The organism is Umezawaea tangerina (assembly GCF_003002815.1).
Classification (GTDB): domain Bacteria; phylum Actinomycetota; class Actinomycetes; order Mycobacteriales; family Pseudonocardiaceae; genus Umezawaea; species Umezawaea tangerina.
This window is the reverse complement of record NZ_PVTF01000012.1, coordinates 1-17652: the sequence shown is the minus strand read 5'-3', so window position 1 is coordinate 17652 and position 17652 is coordinate 1. Positions and strand designations below refer to the sequence as shown.

Annotated in this window: 10 protein-coding genes; 5 read left to right on the top strand and 5 right to left on the bottom strand. The window is 73.8% G+C overall.

The window, feature by feature from the left end; translation table 11 throughout:
- The first annotated feature begins 40 nt into the window (after positions 1 to 40).
- Entirely contained in the window at positions 41 to 928 is an 888-nt protein-coding gene (locus CLV43_RS34040) for a LysR family transcriptional regulator (protein WP_106192545.1), read from the top strand.
- Here the strand turns inward: CLV43_RS34040 and CLV43_RS34035 are convergent.
- Both CLV43_RS34035 and CLV43_RS34030 read right to left on the bottom strand, forming a co-directional pair.
- Positions 921 to 1640 carry a bleomycin resistance protein gene (locus CLV43_RS34035; protein ID WP_245887174.1) on the bottom strand — a complete coding sequence of 240 codons (720 nt, stop codon included), beginning with the start codon at positions 1638 to 1640 and terminating at the stop codon, positions 921 to 923. The genes CLV43_RS34040 and CLV43_RS34035 overlap by 8 nt on opposite strands.
- A gap of 23 nt (positions 1641 to 1663) precedes the next feature.
- Positions 1664 to 2341 (bottom strand): DUF2306 domain-containing protein, encoded by a 678-nt coding sequence (locus tag CLV43_RS34030; protein WP_245887173.1) that lies wholly within the window; start codon positions 2339 to 2341, stop codon positions 1664 to 1666.
- A gap of 174 nt (positions 2342 to 2515) precedes the next feature.
- Between CLV43_RS34030 and CLV43_RS50170 the strand changes: the two genes are divergently transcribed.
- Together CLV43_RS50170 and CLV43_RS47295 are read left to right on the top strand one after the other, a co-directional pair.
- Positions 2516 to 5161 (top strand): ATP-binding protein, encoded by a 2646-nt coding sequence (locus CLV43_RS50170; protein WP_106192542.1) that lies wholly within the window; start codon positions 2516 to 2518, stop codon positions 5159 to 5161.
- Positions 5162 to 5332: 171 nt separating this feature from the next.
- On the top strand, positions 5333 to 5530 hold the full coding sequence (locus CLV43_RS47295; RefSeq protein ID WP_146175007.1) for a hypothetical protein: 198 nt from the start codon (positions 5333 to 5335) through the stop codon (positions 5528 to 5530).
- A gap of 45 nt (positions 5531 to 5575) precedes the next feature.
- Here the strand turns inward: CLV43_RS47295 and CLV43_RS34020 are convergent, their stop codons facing one another.
- Both CLV43_RS34020 and CLV43_RS48705 read right to left on the bottom strand, forming a co-directional pair.
- On the bottom strand, positions 5576 to 6178 hold the full coding sequence (locus tag CLV43_RS34020) for a response regulator transcription factor (protein WP_106192540.1): 603 nt from the start codon (positions 6176 to 6178) through the stop codon (positions 5576 to 5578).
- Positions 6175 to 7302 (bottom strand): sensor histidine kinase, encoded by a 1128-nt coding sequence (locus CLV43_RS48705; RefSeq protein ID WP_245887172.1) that lies wholly within the window; start codon positions 7300 to 7302, stop codon positions 6175 to 6177. Before CLV43_RS48705 ends, CLV43_RS34020 begins: the two co-directional genes overlap by 4 nt.
- 108 nt (positions 7303 to 7410) lie before the next feature.
- Here CLV43_RS48705 and CLV43_RS34010 point away from each other — a divergent pair, with 108 nt between their 5' ends.
- On the top strand, positions 7411 to 8328 hold the full coding sequence (locus CLV43_RS34010; protein WP_106193002.1) for an ABC transporter ATP-binding protein: 918 nt from the start codon (positions 7411 to 7413) through the stop codon (positions 8326 to 8328).
- Complete coding sequence (locus tag CLV43_RS34005) at positions 8325 to 9023, top strand: ABC transporter permease (protein WP_106192538.1); 699 nt, start codon at positions 8325 to 8327, stop codon at positions 9021 to 9023. The genes CLV43_RS34010 and CLV43_RS34005 overlap by 4 nt, the downstream gene beginning before the upstream one ends.
- Before the next feature lie 161 nt (positions 9024 to 9184).
- Here CLV43_RS34005 and CLV43_RS34000 read toward each other — a convergent pair whose 3' ends face one another.
- Positions 9185 to 17650 carry a type I polyketide synthase gene (locus CLV43_RS34000; protein WP_106192536.1) on the bottom strand — a complete coding sequence of 2822 codons (8466 nt, stop codon included), beginning with the start codon at positions 17648 to 17650 and terminating at the stop codon, positions 9185 to 9187.
- Positions 17651 to 17652: the final 2 nt, after the last annotated feature.

Here is a 17652-nt window from a genome sequence, read left to right as displayed (position 1 = left end):
TTCGGTGATGCCGAATGGGCATCGCGCGTACGATTCGGGGATGCCCGGATTCCCGGCGGCACCGGTGGACCTCGACCTCCGGCTGGTGCGGTACTTCACGGTCGTGGCGGAGCAGGGGACCTTCCACCGGGCGGCCGCCGTGCTGGGGGTGGCGCAGCCCGCGTTGAGCAGGCAGGTGCACCGGCTGGAGGAGCGGTTGGGCGTGCGGCTGCTGGAGCGCACGACGCGGGGCAGCGGGCTCACGGCGGCGGGGGTGGCGTTCCTGCCGCAGGCGAAGGCGCTGCTGCGGGCGGCGGAGGTGGCGGCGGCGAAGGCGCGGGCCGCGGCGGTGCCGAGCGCGGTCGCGGTGGGGTACGCGGGCGGGCTCGTCGTGACGGCGGCGGTGCGGGAGCTGAGGGCACGCCGTCCCGACGCGGAGGTGCGCACGTCGCACCTGGACTGGAGCGAGGTGCGCCCGGCGCTGCTGGAGCACCGGGTCGACGTGGCCGTGGCGCGGGCGCCGTTCCCGACGGACGGGCTGGACGTGGTGGTGCTGCGCGAGGAGCAGCGGGTGCTGCTGGTGCCGGCCGACCACCGGTTGGCGGGCAAGGAGTCGGTGCGGCTCGACGACTTCGCGGACGAGCCGCTGGTCCGGTACGCCGACGCGGCCTACGACGCGTTCTGGCGGGTGGACCCGAGGCCGGACGGGCGGGCGGCGCCGGACGGGCTGCTGGTCGACGCGCACGCGGACAAGCTGGAGGCGGTCGCGGCGGGGCAGGCGCTGGCGCTCGCCCCCGGACGCCCGCTGACCAGGGACGACGTCGTGGCCGTCCCGGTGGAGGGGATCGAGCCGTGTCGGGTGCTGGTCGCCACGCGGGAGGGCGAGCGGAGCCTGCTGGTCGCCGCGTTCCGCGAGGCGGCCCGGTCGCACCTCGCCGACCTCAGGTGACGGCGAGGTCGGTGCGCAGGTCCCGTGCGCGGGTGAGGTCGTCGACGAGGGTCGCCCGGTCGGTGTCGGTGAGGGGGACGGCGTCGGCGCGGCTCAGCACGGTGGCGGCGAGCGGGCGGTCGTCCAGCCGCAGGGCCAGGTCGGCGCGGAAGACCAGGGCGCGGAACAAGGTCGTGGGTGAGGTGGGCTCGGCGGCGTCGAGGGCCCGGTCGAGCGTGCGGGCCGCCGCGAGCGGGTCCTCCTTCGAGTCGCCGAGCAGGATCGCGGTGCGCAGGGCGCGGTCGAGGCGGTCCACGGGCGCGTCGGCGGCGGGGGCGTCGAGCGGCTGGCCGATGCGGATCATGTTGCCGCCGGGGTCGGTCATCACGAACTGGCGGACCCCGTAGGACATGTCCTTGAGCGCGCCGATCCGCGGCACGCCCCGCAGCGGCACCCGTCCGGTGGCGGCGCGAATGCCGTCGCGGAACGACCGGTAGAGGTCGTCGACGTCCGAGGTCAGGACGTAGCAGGTGCTGTAGGAGTTGGCCGGGTCGACGGCCTTGAGCACGAAGAACTGGAGCTCGATCCCACCCCGCCGGACGATCGCGTAGGTGTTCGGGACCTTCTGCCGGTAGGTCACCTCGAAGCCGATGGCCTGGTAGAAGTCCAGGACCTCGTCGATCGACCGGCAGGGCAGGATCGGGATGGTGCGTTCCGCCACGTCGTCCCCCATTCAAGTTTGAATGGGACACGGTACTACGAAACGCCCACCGGTTGGCGCTTCTTCTTCCGGCTCCGGGCGATCCACCACTCGGCGACGAGCAGGTTGACGACCCAGCTCGCCCAGATGGAGACGACGGCCGCCTGCTGCGTCGCCGCGGCCATCTCCGCCTCGCCCGCCCCCGCGGGCAGGAACGCGATCATCAGCACCACGAGCCACACCCGGTTGGCCACGATGGACATGCCGAGCGCGAAGCTGCGGATCATCCACCGGCGGTGCTCCGCGAACCGCCGCTCGCGGGCCATCCGGAACCCCACGGCCGTGGTGGCCAGCCACAGCACGGCCAGCAGCACGTTGCCGGTGGCTCCGACCGGTCCGGTGTGGCCGTAGACCGACGTCGGGATCGCCAGCACGGCCGACGGCAGCACCCCGGCGAACACGTAGGCCCGGCCGATCCGGCGGTGCGCCACCCGGAAGCGGGCGCGGAACCACGGCCACACCTGCAGGCAGCTCGCGACCAGCGCGACCGACCCGAACAGGATGTGCAGCACCAGCAACGGGTACTGGCCGGGCGCGTCCGGGCTGATCGGCAGTCGGGCCTTGGCGGGATCCAGCGTCAGGTAGGGCGGCAGCGAGAACGCCAGGAACGCCACCGTCACCACCGCCAGCGGCACCACCCACGGCCGCCGCCACCACGTCACTGCGGTACTCACGATCGATCATCTCCCCCTTGTGGCAACCGGAGGTCAGCGTCGCCGGTGCACCGCCGCCCGCGCTTCGGTCAAACCGACTGCAGTCGCGCTAGGGCGTGTGTCGAAGTCTCGTTCGATGGGAGTCGGCCCGGCTACCGCGAACACGGACCTCGATACACGCCCTAGAGTCGGTGCGTGATCCACGGGCGTCGGGCGGAGCGGGACGCGATCGCGGTCCTGCTGGCGGACGCGCTGGCCGGTGACAGCGGGGTGCTGGTGCTGCGCGGCGAGGCCGGGATCGGCAAGAGCACGTTGTTGCGGGACGCGGTCGCCGGGGCGGCCGGGATGCTCGTGCTGGGGTGCGCGGGGGTGGAGTCGGAGGTGGCGCAGGCGTTCAGCGGGCTGCACCAGCTGCTCCGCCCGGTCCTGCGGCACGTGGACGCGCTGCCCGCCGCGCAGGCCGACGCGCTGCGCGGGGCGCTCGGCGTCACCGACGCCCCGGCGTCGGACTTCGTCGTGTCGGCGGCACTGGTCACGCTGCTCGGCCTGGCGGCGGCGGAACGGCCGCTGCTCGTCGTGGTGGACGACCTCCAGTGGGTGGACCGGGCGTCGGCCGCGGCGCTGCTGTTCGCCTGCCGCAGGCTGGTGACCGATCCGGTGGTCGTGCTGCTGGCGGTCCGGGACTCCACAGTGGACACCTCCGACCTGCCGCGGCTGGAGCTGGCCGGGCTGCCCAAGCCGGACGCGGCGCGGCTGCTGGCCGACCACGGCTGGGAGTGGCCGAGCGACGCGCTGCTCGCCGCCACGGGCGGGAATCCCCTTGCCCTGGTGGAGCTCGCGGCCCACGACGACCCGAGCCTGCTCGTGGCGGACTTCGCGCTGACCGGCACCGTGCCGCTGGGTGCCCGCGTGCGCAAGGCTTTCCTGCGCCGGGCCGACGCGCTGCCCGCCGCGGCCCGCGAGCTGCTGCTGGTCGCCGCGGCCGAGGACACCGGGCAGCTGGACACCGTGCTCGGCGCGGCCGCGCGGCTCGGCCTGCCCGACGACGCGCTGGGCGCCGCGGAGGACTCCGGGCTGCTCGCCGTGGTGGGCGCGGAGCTGCGGTTCCGGCACCCGCTGGTCCGGTCCGCGGTCTACGCCGAAGCCACGTTCCACCGCCGCCGAGCCGCGCACCTGGCCGTCGCCGAACAGCTCGGCGTGCACACCGACCGGGCGACCTGGCACCGCGCGGTCGCCGCGACGGCACCGGACGAGGAGCTGGCCGACGCCGTGGAGCGCAGTGCGGACGCGGCCCGCCGCCGGGGCGGGGAGGCCGCGGCGGTGTCGGTGCTGCGCCGGGCAGCGCACCTGAGCGAGACCGCCGACGGCCGCCGCCGCAGGCTGGTCACCGCCGCGTTCGTCGCGCTGAACTCGGGGCAGCCGGAGGTGGCCAGGACGCTGGTGGACGAGGTGATGGCCGACCCCGTCCCGGCGGTCACCCTGGCCCAGCTCAACGGGACGATCGAGCTGTACAGCGGGGATCCGGCCGTGGCGCACAGCCACCTCGTGCGGTGCGCCGAGCTGATGGCGGAGACCGACCCCGAGGAAGCCGCGTGGACGTTCACGCTCGCCTCCGGTGCGGCGTTCATCGCGGGCGACATGGGCGCGGCGCTCGACGCCACCGAGCGGATCGCCGGGCTCGCCTGCTCACCGGCGACGCTGCGGGCGGCGAAGGCGTTGGGGAACGGCGAGATCACGCCGCGCGAGCTGTGGGCGCTGCCGGAGGAGCTCGCCGCGAGCCATCCGGAGAGCGGCGGCCGCACGTGGATGTGGGCGGCCGTGATCGGCTGGCTCGGCCCCGACCAGCGGCAGGCGCGCAAGCTCGCGGAGGTCGCGGGCACCCGGCTGCGGGCGGTCGGCGCGAGCGGCGCGCTGCCGGAGCTCCTGTACTACCAGGCCGACATCGACTACCGGCTCGGGCTGTGGACCGAAGGCGTCGCGCACGCCGAGGAAGGGGTCGCGTTCTCCTACGAGACCGGGCAACGCGGGTGGACGGCCACCCTGCTGGCGCTGCTCGCCAGGTTCGCCGCCGGACGCGGTGACGCCGCCGAGTGCACGCGGCTGGCCGAGCGCGCGTTGGCCATCGCGGGCCCGTTGCGCCAACGCCTGGCCACGACCATCGCGCAGACTGCGCTGGGCTCGCTCGCCCTGGGCGAAGGCGACGCCGTCGAGGCGTTCGCCCGGCTGTCCCGGCTGGGCGACCAGCCGCTCATCACGCTCGGCGCGCTCACCGACGTGGTCGAGGCGGCGGTGCGGGTCGGCAGGCCCGAGATCGGGGAGAAGCACCTCGACCTGTTCGCGCGGTGGGCGGGCGGCGGGGCGATGACGCTGGAGCGGCTGCACCACTGCCGCGCGCTGCTGGGCGACGACCCCGAACCGCACTTCCGCCGCGCGCTGTCCATTGAGGACGGCCAGGACCGGCCGTCGATCCGCGCCAGGACGTGCCTGCTCTACGGCGAGTGGCTGCGGCGCGCCAAGCGGACCGTCGAGGCCCGCGTCCAGCTGGAGACCGCCGTCGAGCTGTACCGCGGAATCGGTGCGGCGGCGTGGGTCCGGCGTGCCGGGAACGAGCTGCGGGCCGCGGGTGGATCGGTTCAGCGGACCGGTGACGAGGCCGGATCCCTTACCCCGCAGGAGTTGCAGGTCGCGCAGCTGGCCGCGGTCGGCTTCAGCAACCGGGAGATCGGCGTGCGGCTGCACCTGAGCCCGCGCACCGTCGGCTCGCACCTGTACCGGATGTTCCCGAAGCTCGGCGTCACCTCGCGCGGCCAGCTGCGGGACCTCGATCTGCACGCTGAGTGATCGGTCCGACGTTACCCGCAGGTATCGATCCGGCCAGATGTTTCCCCATCGCAACCTCGACGGCGTAGTCTCGGTGGGTACCGGCCAACACCTTGACCTGGTGTTGGGCGGGCGCCAAACCGGAGTCGCGTTCTCCCCCGCGGCGATTCCGGAACCGGATGAGGAGCACCTTTGATCACGGAACGACGAATCGGACCTGTGCGTGAGCGCGACCGGTTGGCCGAGGCACGCGCCGACGAGAAGATCCAGACGGTGATCCAGAACGGCAAGGCCGCCCGCACGGTGGCCGATCACGCCGACAACGCCGACGACTGCCAGCGACTGCTGGAGATGCTCGGGTTGGAAGCCTTGGAAGGCAAGCGTTCTTAGCTGCTAGTGGAGCTGGCGGGGTCCCGCTCCTCGAGCGGGACCCCGTCAGATCCAGCCCTCTTCCCACGCCAGGCGGGCGGCTTCGTGCCTGGTGCTCACGTCGAGTTTGATCATGGCCGACGAGAGGTAGTTCCGCACCGTTCCGGCGGCCAGGTTCGACTCGCGCGCGATGCCCGCGACCGGCCCGCCGGGCAGCGCGTACCGCAGCACCTCGAGCTCGCGCGCGGTGAGCGGGCAGGCACCCTCCGTCAACGCGGCCGCCGCGATCTCCGAGTCCACGTACCTGCTCCCGGCCCGCACGTCCCTCAGGATCGTCGCCAACCGGGACGCAGGTGTGGTCTTCGGCACGAATCCGCGCACCCCGGCGGCCAGCGCGCGCTTCAACACGCCCGGCCGCGCGTGCCGGGTGACGAGCACCACCACGAGGTCGGGGACGTCCCGCACGGCCTCCGCGGCGCGCACCCCGTCGCGCCCCGGCATCTCCAGGTCGAACACCGCGATGTCCGGCCGGTGCGCCCGCACCGCGGCCACCGCCGCGTCCCCGTCGCTCACCTGCGCGACGACCGTGATGTCGTCCTCCAGTTCCAGCAGCGCCGCCAGCGCACCCCGGATCAGGTCCTCGTCGTCGGCCAGCACCACCCGGATCACCGGCCCACCCCTGCCCGTCCGGCGAGCTCGAACCCGTCCGGGGTCGCCCCCGCCTCGACCCGGCCGCCGACCGCGGCGAACCGCTCCCGCAGACCGGCCAGTCCCGCCCCCGGCTCCGCCGTCGACCGGCCCGCCCCGCCGTCGTTGTGCAACCGCACGTGGACTTCCCGTTCCCGCACCGAGATCGCCACGGTGCACCGTTGTGCGCTGCTGTGCCGCAGCACGTTCGTCGTCCCCTCCCGCACCAGCGCGCCGAACAGCGGCTGCAGCGGTGCGGGCACGTCACCCGCGTCGCCCTCGACGCTGGTCGTGATCCCCGCCGCGGCCAGGATCCCGACCGCGTTGGTGATCTCGGTGCCCAGGCTCGCCCGCCGGTACCCCTGCACGACGCCGCGCGTCTCCTCCAGCGCCGTGCGCGCCAGGTCGGCTATCTCGCCCGCGTGCTTGCGGGCCGTCTCGTCGTCGCGGCCGATGAGCCGTTCGGTGAGCTCGCCCTTCAGCGCGATGACCTGGAGGTGGTGGCCCTGGATGTCGTGCAGGTCCGCGGCGAATCGCAGCCGCTCCTCGGCCACGGCGAGCGCCCTTGCCGTGTCGTGCGCCCGGTCGAGGTCCTGGACCAGCAGCCAGAACCACAGCGACAGCACGTCGGTGAACACCAGCGTCAGCACCGGGATGAGGGTCATGAGCAGGCCGGGGAGCCCGAAGTCCCCGCGGCACGCGGCCGCCACGGCGATCGTCGCCGCGGTTCCCACGACCACGACGTACCAGCGGGTGGGGCGCGGGGTGAGCAGCACCACGTGACCGATCACGGCGGCGGGCACCAGGCACCACAGCCCGCTGCCCGACGCGGAGGCCGACACCACTCCCCACGACGCCAGCGCGACCGCGAACGTCGCGAGGTGCTCCGGCCACCGGCCGTCCGGACCCGTGCCGCGGACCACCAGCCGCAGGTACCTCGTGTGCTGCGCGAAGACCACGACGAGCGCGAGTGCGAGCCCGACCGTCGTGAGGAGCCCGTGCCGGACCAGGCCGAGGTCCACCACCCCGGCGCACAGCACCATGACCGGACCCATGCCCAACGAGGCCCAGGTGTACTGGCGCAGCCGGTGCATCGGGTTGCTCACGTGTCGAACCTACGGACCGGGCCCGTCCGGCGTCTGCTGACATTTGTCACCGGAACCGGTGTTCTCCGGCACTACGCGTCCGAGTGGGCGGTGACCACCATGGTGGACATGGCGAATCCGGTGATCCAGGTCGAGGGGCTGCGGTGCTCCTACGGTGACTTCGAAGCCGTGCGAGGGGTCGACTTCGAGGTGGCGCGCGGCGAGCTGTTCGGTCTGCTCGGCACCAACGGCGCGGGCAAGACGACCACCATGGAAGCGGTGGAGGGGCTGCGGGCGACCACCGGCGGCACCATCAGGGTGCTCGGCGCGGACCCGCTCGCCGACCGCCGCGCCATCCGGCCGAAGGTCGGGATCATGTTGCAGGACAGCGGTTTCCCCGGTGACCTGACGGTCGGCGAGATGGTCGCGTTCTGGCGGTCCACCAGCAGCCGCGCGTCGGACGCCGCCGAGGCGGTCGAGGCGCTGGACCTCGTCCACCGCGTGGACGTCCGCATCAAGCAGCTCTCCGGCGGCGAGCGGCGCAGGCTCGACCTGCTGCTGGCCACGCTCGGGCGGCCGGAGGTGCTGTTCCTCGACGAGCCGACCACCGGGCTCGACCCGGAGTCGCGGCAACGGGTCTGGGAGGTCGTGCGCGGACTGCTCGACGGGGGCACGACGATCGTGCTGACCACGCACTACCTGGAGGAGGCCGAGTCGCTCGCGCACCGGATCGCCATCATGAGCGAGGGCCGGATCGCGGTGTCCGGCCGGGTGGCCGACGTGCTGGCGCGGCAGCCCGCCCGGATCTCGTTCGACGTGCCCGCCGGGTTCGACGTCTGCGCGCTCCCGATCCTGGCGGGCGACGTCGTGCACCACCCCGCAGGCCGGGTCGAGGTGCGCACCGGCGAGCTGCAGCGCGACCTCGGCGACCTGCTCGACTGGGCCCGCCGCGACGGCCGCGCGCTGACCGGCCTGCGCGCCAACCACGCCTCCCTTGAGGACGTGTTCCACGCCGTCCGCACCGACGAGAAGGCGATGTCCCGATGATCCTCGCCCTGGGCCGCACCGAGCTGAAGCTGTTGCTGCGCAACAAGACCGCCGCCGGGATCGCCGTGGTGACCCCGCTGCTGATCGGCGCGCTGCTGCTGACGAACGAGGTGCTGGAGTGGACGTTCACCATCACGGTGCAGCTCGTGCTGATGCTCGGGTTCACCGTCTACATGACCGTCACGACGTCGCTGGTGGCCCGCCGCCAGGACCTCTACCTCAAGCGGCTGCGCACCGGCGAGGCCTCGGACGCCACGGTGGTCGTCGGCCTGCTGGTGCCCATCGCGCTGCTCGGCCTCGTGCAGACCGCGCTGCTGCTGGGGATGAGCACGGCGGCGGGCGCGCCGCTGCCGGACCGCCCGCTGCTGCTGGTGCTCGCGGTGGTGGGCGGCGTGGCGATGTGCTGCGCCGCGGGGGTCGCCACGACCGCCATCACGTCCACCGCGGAGCTGGGGCAGATCACGACGGCGCCGTTCTTCTTCACGCTGTTCGGCGGCGCGGCCTGGACGATGGTGTCCGACCCGGTGGACCTGCGCATGCTCGCGCTGCCCGGCGGCCAGATCGCCGAGCTGGTGAAGGCGGCCTGGGGCGGGTCGACCGAGCACGTGCCGGTGGCGGTCGCCGCGCTGGCCGCCTGGACCGCCGTCGGGTACTTCGCGGCCACCAGGGTCTTCCGCTGGGAACCCCGCGGCTAGGGCGTGTATCGAAGTCCGTGTTCACGGTAGCCGGGCCTGAGGTGGTTCCTGGGGGCACGGCCGACTGGCCCGCATACAACAGCGGTATGCGGGCCAGTCGGCCGCACCGCCAGGAACCACCTCAGGCGCGACTCCCATCGAACGAGACTTCGACACACGCCCTAGGCACCGAACTCCTGGTCGATGAGGGCGAACATCTCGTCGTCGTCGGCGGCGTCGAGCTTGTCGGTGATGCTGACCGACCCGTCACCGGTGGGGGTGCAGCGGGAGAGCAGCGCCTGCAGCCTGGCCACCACGGTCGCCCGCGCCTCCGGGTCCAGCTCGGTCGTGGCGACGGCGTTCTCCAGCAGGTCCAGCTCGTCCAGGACCGGCGTGAGCACCTTGTCGTCGAGCTCCAGCTGGGCGCGCAGGTACTCGACCAGCGCGGTCGAGGTGGGGTAGTCGTAGGTCAGCGTGGCGGGCAGCGGCAGTCCGGTGGAGGAACCGAGGGAGTCGCGGAGCTCCACGGCGCTGAGCGAGTCGAAGCCGAGCTCGCTGAACGCCCGGTCCGGCTGCACGGCGTCGATCCCGCTGTGGCCGAGCACCGCCGCGACCCGCGACCGGACCAGGTCCATCAGCATCCGGTCCTGCTCCATCGGGTTCAGCGCGGCCAGCTCGCCCAGCAGGTCCGCCCGGTCGGGGCCCGCGACCCGCGGGGCCTGGTGCACCTCGGGGAGGTCCTGGAGCAGCGGGCTCGGCCTGGCCGCGGTGAACACGGCGGCGAACCGCTCCCAGTCGACGTCGGCCACGGTGACCGTGACGTCCTTCTGCGCCAACGACTCCCGCAACGCCGCCACCGCGCGTTCGGCGGGAAGCGCCGCCACACCGCGGAGCCGGAGCTGCTCGGTGGCCTCGGCGTCGGCCATGCCGCCACCGGCCCACGGGCCCCAGGCCACCGACAGCGCGGCGGCACCGCGGGCCGAGCGGGCCTCGGCGAGGCCGTCCAGCGCGGCGTTGGCCGCGGAGTAGGCGGCCTGCGCGCCGCTGCCCCAGGTGGCCGAGATCGAGGAGAACAGCACGAACGCGGCCACGTCGCCGACCAGCTCGTCCAGGTGCCGGGCGCCGGTGATCTTGGCCGCCAGCACCGCGTCGAACTCGGCGGGGTCGTGCTCGTCGATCATGCGGACCAGTTCGGTCCCGGCGGCGTGGAACACCGCCGTGGGCGGGTGTTCCGCCACGACGGCGGCCACGGCGGCGCGGTCGGTCATGTCGCACGCGGCGACCGTGACCCGTGCGCCCAGTGCCTCCAGCTCGGCGGTCAGCTCGGTCGCGCCGGGTGCGTCCGCGCCGCGGCGGGAGGTGAGCACGAGGTGGTCGACGCCCGCGCCCGCGAGCCAGCGGGCGACGTGCCCGCCGAGCGCGCCGGTGCCACCGGTGATCAGGACGGTGCCGCCGGGTGTCCACTCCGCCGCGTTGTCGCGGGCGGGCGCGTGGGCCAGGCGGCGGGCGAACACGCCGGTGGGTCGGATGGCCACCTGGTCCTCGGTGCCCGCGAGCACGGCGATGAGCCGGTCCAGCGCGTCGGAGTCCACCGAGGCGGGCAGGTCGACCAGGCCGCCCCAGCGTTCCGGGTGCTCCAGCGCGACGACCCGGCCGAGGCCCCACAGCGCGGCGCGCACGGGGTCGACGTGGTCGTTGCCGGTCGACACGGCACCGCGGGTCAGGCACCACAGCGGCGCGTCGACGCCGGCGTCGCCCAGTGCCTGGACCAGCACGAGGGTGGCGACCGAGTCGTGCGAAGGGGACAGCACGCCGTCCACCGGACCTGCGTCCGACAGGGCTTTCGCCAGCGCGGCCCGTTCGGTGCCCGCGTCGAGCGGGACGACGTCGAGGCCGTGGGCGGCGAGGCCGGACAGCAGCGCGGAGTCGTGCGGGTCGGCGACGACCAGCCAACGGCCGAAGGCGGCGGCCGGGCCGGGGTCGACCGGCTGCCAGCGCACCCGGTAGCGCCAGCCGTCCACAGTGGACTGCTCGCGACGGCCGCGCCGCCAGGCCGACAGGGCGGGCAGCACGTCGCGCAGCGGCAGGTCGGCCGACAGGTCGAGACCCGCCAGCGAGGCCAGGTCCTGCTGTTCGACGGCGGCCCAGAACTTCGCGTCCACCTCCGACTCCGCGGTCGCGGTCGGGGTGGCGTCGAGCCAGAAGCGCTCGTGCTGGAACGGATAGGTGGGCAGGTCGACGCGGCCGGCGCCGGAGCCGTCGAACAGCGACGACCAGTCGACGGCCACGCCGTGGGCGTGCACCTCGCCGACCGCCTCCAGCAGCGTGCGCGGTTCCGGCCGGTCGCCGCGCAGCGCGGCCACGACCACGGCGCCGCGCACGCTCTCGGCGGCCATCGCGGTGAGCACGGCGTCGGGCCCCAGCTCCAGGAACGCGGTCGCGCCCCCGTCCTCCAGCGCGGTGACCGCGTCGGCGAACCGGACGGTCTCGCGGACGTGCCGGACCCAGTACTCCGGCGAGGTGATCTCCTCGGTCGTAGCGACGCGTCCGGTCAGCGTCGAGACCACCGGGATGCGCGGCGGTCGGTACTCGACGCCCTTCGCGGCGACCAGGAACTCGGCCAGCATGTCGTCCATGCGGGGGGAGTGGAACGCGTGGGACACGCTGAGCCGCTTGGACTTCCGGTCGCCGAACGCGGCGGCGACCCGCTCCACCGCGTCCTCGTCGCCGGACACGACGACCGAGCCGGGGCCGTTGACGGCGGCGATGGCGCACCGGTCGGTGAGGTGGGGGAGCACCTCGTCCTCGGCCGCCTGGAGGGAGATCATCGCGCCACCGGTCGGCAGCGCCTGCATCAGCCTGCCGCGGGCGGTCACCAGCTCGGCGGCGTCCTCCAGCGAGAGCACCCCGGCGACGTGGGCGGCGGCCAGCTCGCCGATGGAGTGGCCCGCCACGAAGTCCGGCACGACACCCCAGGACTCGACCAGCCGGTAGAGGGCGACCTCGACGGCGAACAGCGCGGGCTGGGTGAACTCGGTGCGGTCGAGCAGGTCCGGGTCGGTCAGCGCCTCGCGCAGGCCGGGGCCGAACCGCTCGCACACCGCGTCGAACGCCCGCGCGTAGGCGGGGTAGGTGGAGTGGAGCTGGTGTCCCATCCCGATCCGCTGGCTGCCCTGGCCGGTGAACAGCACGGCCAGCAGGGCACCCGGCGCGGCCTCGGCGGCCTTGAGGGAGTCCAGTCGGGCGACCAGGTCGTCCTGGTCCTCGGCGACCACGACCGCGCGGTGCTCGAACCGCGCCCTGGTGGTGGCCAGCGACAGGCCCAGGTCCGCCAGGTCGGTCGACGGCGCCAGCGCGGCGACCTGGTCGGCCTGGGCGCGCAGCGCCTCCGGTGACCTGCCGGACAGCACCACCGGCACCAGCACCACCGGCACCAGCGGCACCGGCGTGCGGGTGGCACCTGCGGACCGGGAAGGACTTCCGAAGCGGCTGTTCGCGGCCTCGGGAGCCTGTTCGAGGATGAGGTGGGCGTTCGTGCCGCCGATGCCGAACGCGGACACCCCCGCGCGGCGCGGGCGGTCGTGCTCGGGCCACGCCCGCGCGTCGGTGAGCAGCTCGACCGCGCCGGACGTCCAGTCCACGTGCGGGGACGGCTCGTTGACGTGCAGGGTCTTGGGCGCGATGCCGTGCCGGATCGCCTGGACCATCTTGATGACCCCGGCGACGCCCGCGGCGGACTGGGCGTGGCCGATGTTGGACTTGAGGGAGCCGAGCAGGACGGGGTGTTCGCGGTCCTGGCCGTAGGTGGCGAGGACGGCCTGGGCCTCGATGGGGTCGCCGAGCTTGGTGCCGGTGCCGTGCGCTTCGACGACGTCGATGTCCGTTGTGGACAGTCCGGAGTTGGCGAGTGCCTGGCGGATCACGCGTTGCTGCGACGGGCCGTTGGGCGCGGTCAGGGTGCTGGAGGCACCGTCCTGGTTGACGGCGGAGCCGCGGACGACGGCGAGGACGTCGTGGCCGTTGCGCTGGGCGTCGGACAGGCGTTCGACGAGCAGCACGCCGACGCCCTCGGCCCAGCCGGTGCCGTCGGCCTCGGCCGAGAACGCCTTGCAGCGCCCGTCCACGGACAGGCCGCTCTGCTTGGCGAACTCGGCGAACAGGGCCGGGGTGGCGAGGACCATCACGCCGCCCGCCAGCGCGAGGTCGCACTCGCCGTTGCGCAGGGCCTGCGCCGCCAGGTGCAGCGCGACCAGCGAGGACGAGCAGGCGGTGTCGACGGTGAGGGCGGGGCCTTCGAGGCCGAACGTGTAGGCGATGCGGCCGGACATGACGCTCGGCGTGCTGCCGGTGAGCAGCATCCCGGCCAGTTCCTCGGGGATCTGCGCGCTGTCGCCGTAGTCGGTCGCGCTGCCGCCGATGAAGACACCGGCGTTGCTGCCGCGCACGGTCGTCGGGTCGAGCCCGGCGCGTTCGAACGCCTCCCAGGTGGTCTCCAGCAGCAGCCGCTGCTGGGGGTCCATCGCCAGGGCCTCGCGGGGCGAGATGCCGAAGAACGCCGGGTCGAAGTCCGTGGCGTGGTCGACGAAACCGCCGCCCGCGACGTCGAAGTCGAAGTCCTGCAACGCCCAGCCGCGGTCCACCGGTAGCGGCGTGATCGCGTCGCGGCCGGTGGAGACGAGGTCCCAGAGGTCTTCGGGGGAGCGGACGCCGCCGGGGAGGCGGCAGGCCATCGAGACGATCGCGATCGGCTCGTCCGACCCGACGCTCGCGGCCACGACCTGCGTCGCCGGGCTCTCGGCGGTGTCGGCCAGCTCGACGCGAAGGTGACCGGCAAGCGCTTGCGGGGTGGGGTAGTCGAAGACGACGGTGGCGGGCAGTCGGAGTCCGGTGGCGGCGCTGAGGGTGTTGCGCAGCTCGACGGCGGACAGGGAGTCCAGACCCATGTCCACCAGGCCGCGGCCCGCTTGGACCTGTTGGGCCGACGAGAAGCCAAGCACGACGGCGACCTGGCCGCGGACCACGTCCAGCAGCAGGTCGTCCTGCTCGGCCGGGCTCAACGACGCCAGCCGCCGCGTCCACTGCGAGGTCTCCGCGCCACCACCGGCGGCCGCCCGGCGGACCGGGACGCGGACCAGGCCGCGCAGCACCGGGTGCAGGTCGCCCTTGGCCGAGCGCAGCGAACCCAGGTCCAGCTTGATCGGGACGGTCACCGGTTCGTCGAGCACCAGCGCGGAGTCGAACAGGCCGAGGCCTTCCGGTACGGACAGGGCGGGCATCCCGGCGCGGGCCATGCGGGCGAGGTCCACCTTGGACAGCCCCGCGCCCATCCCCGCGCTCTGGTCCCACAACCCCCAGTCCAACGCGATACCCGGCAACCCCGCGGCACGACGATGAGCCGCCAACCCGTTGAGGTAGGTGTTGGCCGCCGCGTAGTTCGCCTGCCCCGGCGACCCCAACAACCCCGCCGAGGAGGAGAACAGCACGAACATCGCCAGATCACGGTCACGGGTCAGCTCGTGCAGGTGCCAGGCCGCGTCCACCTTCGGCCCGAACACCGCATCGATCCGCTCCGGGGTCAAGGATTCCAGGATGCCGTCGGCCAGCACACCCGCGGTGTGCACGACCCCGTGCAAATCCGGAATCCCGGCGACCACGGCCTCCAACGCGTCCCGGTCGGACACGTCACACGCCACCACATCGACCCGGGCGTCCAACTCCTCCACCAACTCGACCGCGCCGGGGGCGTCCAGACCACGGCGGGAGGTGAGCACGAGGTGTTTGATGCCATGTCGGGTGACCAGGTGGCGGGCGAGTTCGGCGCCCAGGCCACCGGTGCCGCCGGTGATCAGGACCGTGCCCTCCACCTTGGCCGGGATCGTGAGCACGACCTTGCCGATGTGCTTGGCCTGCCCCAGGTAGCGGAACGCCTCGGGAGCCCGGTGCAGGTCCCAGGTGGTGACCGGCAGTGGTGTGAGGTGTCCGGCGCTGAACCAGTCGTGGAGCTGGTAGAGCATCTCCCGGATCCGGTCCGGACCGGCCTCGATCAGGTCGAAGGCCCGGTAGCGCACACCGGGGTACTGGGTGGCGACCTCGTCGATGTCGCGCACGTCCGTCTTGCCCATCTCCACGAACCGACCGGCCCCGCCGAGGCCGACCAGGCGCAGGGAGGCATCCACGAACTCGCCGGACAACGCATCCAGCACCACGTCGACCCCGTGCCCGTTGGTGGCGGTGGTGAACTGCTGTTCGAACTCCGTGGTGCGGGAGGAGGCGATGTGGTCCTCGGGGATGCCCGCGGCGCGCAGGACGTGCCACTTGCCGGTGGAGGCGGTGCCGTAGACCTCGGCACCCAACTGGCGGGCGACCTGGGTGGCGGCCATGCCCACCCCGCCCGCGGCGGCGTGGATCAGCACCGACTCCCCCGCCGACAACCCGGCCAGGTCACCCAACCCGTACAGGGCGGTGAGGAAGACGAGGGGCACGCCGGCGGCTTCGGTGAAGGTCCAGCCGGCGGGCATGGGGCAGACCATGCGGTGGTCGGCCACGGCGACGGGGCCGAACGCGGCGTCCATCATGCCCATCACCCGATCACCCGGCGCCAACCCCACCACCGCGGACCCGACACCCAACACGACGCCGGCGGCTTCCAGGCCCATCAGGCCGGCGTCGCCGGGGTACATGCCCAGGGCGTTCATCACGTCGCGGAAGTTGACCCCGGCCGCCCGCACCGCGATCCGCACCTCGTGCGGCTCCAACTCACGTTCGGCGTCGGGCCAGGGGATCGTGATCAGGTTGTCGACCGTGCCCTGCTCGGTGAAGTCCATCCGCCACGCGCCGTCACCGTCGAACGCCGGAACCGTCCCGGCGAACGCACGGGTGAGCCTGGGCGCGAACGCCTTCCCACCGCGGAACGCGATCTCGCTCTCCCCGCACCCGACCACGGCGGCCGCGTCGACCTCGTCCGGCACGTCGGCGTCCACGAGCACGATCCGGTTCAGGTGCTCGGACTGCGCCGCCCGCACCAGACCGGACACGGCGGCGTGCGCCAGGTTCGGCACGTCCTCACCGGGCAGCACGGCCACGGCGCCGCTGGTGACCACGACGACCACCGCCTCGCCTGCGAGGTGGGTCTGGAGGTCGGCCAGCACGCGGGCGGTCACCTCGCGGGCGTCGCCGTCGGGAACGCGCAGGGTGGCGGTCGCCGCGGTGCTGCCCGCGTTCTCCGACGGCAGCGCGGTCCAGTCGACGCGGAACAGCGCGTCGGCCTTGCCACCGACGGACTTCAGGCTGCCGCCGATGGGGCGCAGCACCAGCGAGTCGATCCGCGCGACCGGGGCGCCCCCGCCGTCGGCGACGCTGATCGAGACCGCGCCTCCCTGTCCGGTGGGGGAGATCCTGGCGCGCAACGTCGTGGCGCCCGCGGCGTAGAGGCTGACGCCGTTCCAGGAGAACGGCAGCGAGCCCTCGCCCTTGTCGGCGTCCAGGCCGAGCGCGTGCAGCACGGAGTCCAGCAGGGCCGGGTGCACGCCGAACTGGCCCGCGGCGCGGTGTTCGGCGTCCGGCAGCCCGACCTCGGCGTACAGGTCGTCGCCGGAGCGCCAGGCCGCCTTCAGGCCGCGGAACACCGGCCCGTAGGACAGCCCGGCCTCGGCGAGGTCGGCGTAGATGGTGCCCAGCTCAAGGGGTTCGGCGTCCTCGGGCGGCCAGGTGGACAGCGCGAAGCCCGCGGCGACGTGCTCGTCGGTCAGCGCGCCGACCGCGTGCGTCGTCCACTCGCCCGCGTCCTGCCGGGAGTACACCGTGACCGCGCGGCGGGCGGCGGCGTCCGGCTCGGTGACCGAGACGCACAGCGTGAGCGCGCCCTGCGGGGGCAGCACGAGCGGCGCCTGCAGCAGCAGCTCCTCCAGGTGCCCGCAGCCGAGCTCGTCGCCCGCGCGGATCGCCAGCTCCACGAGCGCGGTGCCCGGCACCACGACGGATCCGGCGACGACGTGGTCGCCGAGCCAGGCGTGGCCCGCCAGCGAGAGGCGGGCGGTGAACAGCACTCCGCCGCCGGGCGCGGACAGCACGGCGGCGAGCAGCGGGTGGTCCGCCGAGCCGAGCCCGGCCGAGGTCACGTCCTGCGTGGCCGGGCCGCCGTCGACCCAGTAGCGCTCGCGCTGGAAGGCGTAGGTGGGCAACGGGATCCGGCTCGCGCCGGACCCGGCGAAGAACGCGGCCCAGTCGACCGGCACGCCGCTGGTGTGCACCGCGCCGAGCGCGCCGACGACCGCCCGCACCTCGTCGCGGTCCTTGCGCAGCGACGGGACCAGCCGCGCCCGGCCCGCGGTCTCCGCGGCCATCGCGGTCAGCACGCCGTCCGGCCCCAGCTCCAGGAACGTCGACACGCCCTCGGACTCCAGCGTCCGCACCGCGTCCGCGAACCGCACGGCCTCGCGGACATGCCGCACCCAGTAGTCCGGCGAGGTGATCTCGTCGGCCGTGACGAGGGTGCCGGTCAGCGTGGAGACGATGGAGACCTCCGGCGCGTGGAAGGTCAGACCCGCCGCCACCGCGCGGAACTCGGCGAGCATGCCGTCCATCCGCGGCGAGTGGAACGCGTGCGACACCGCGAGCCGCTTGGACTTCCGGTCCTCGAAACGAGCCACGA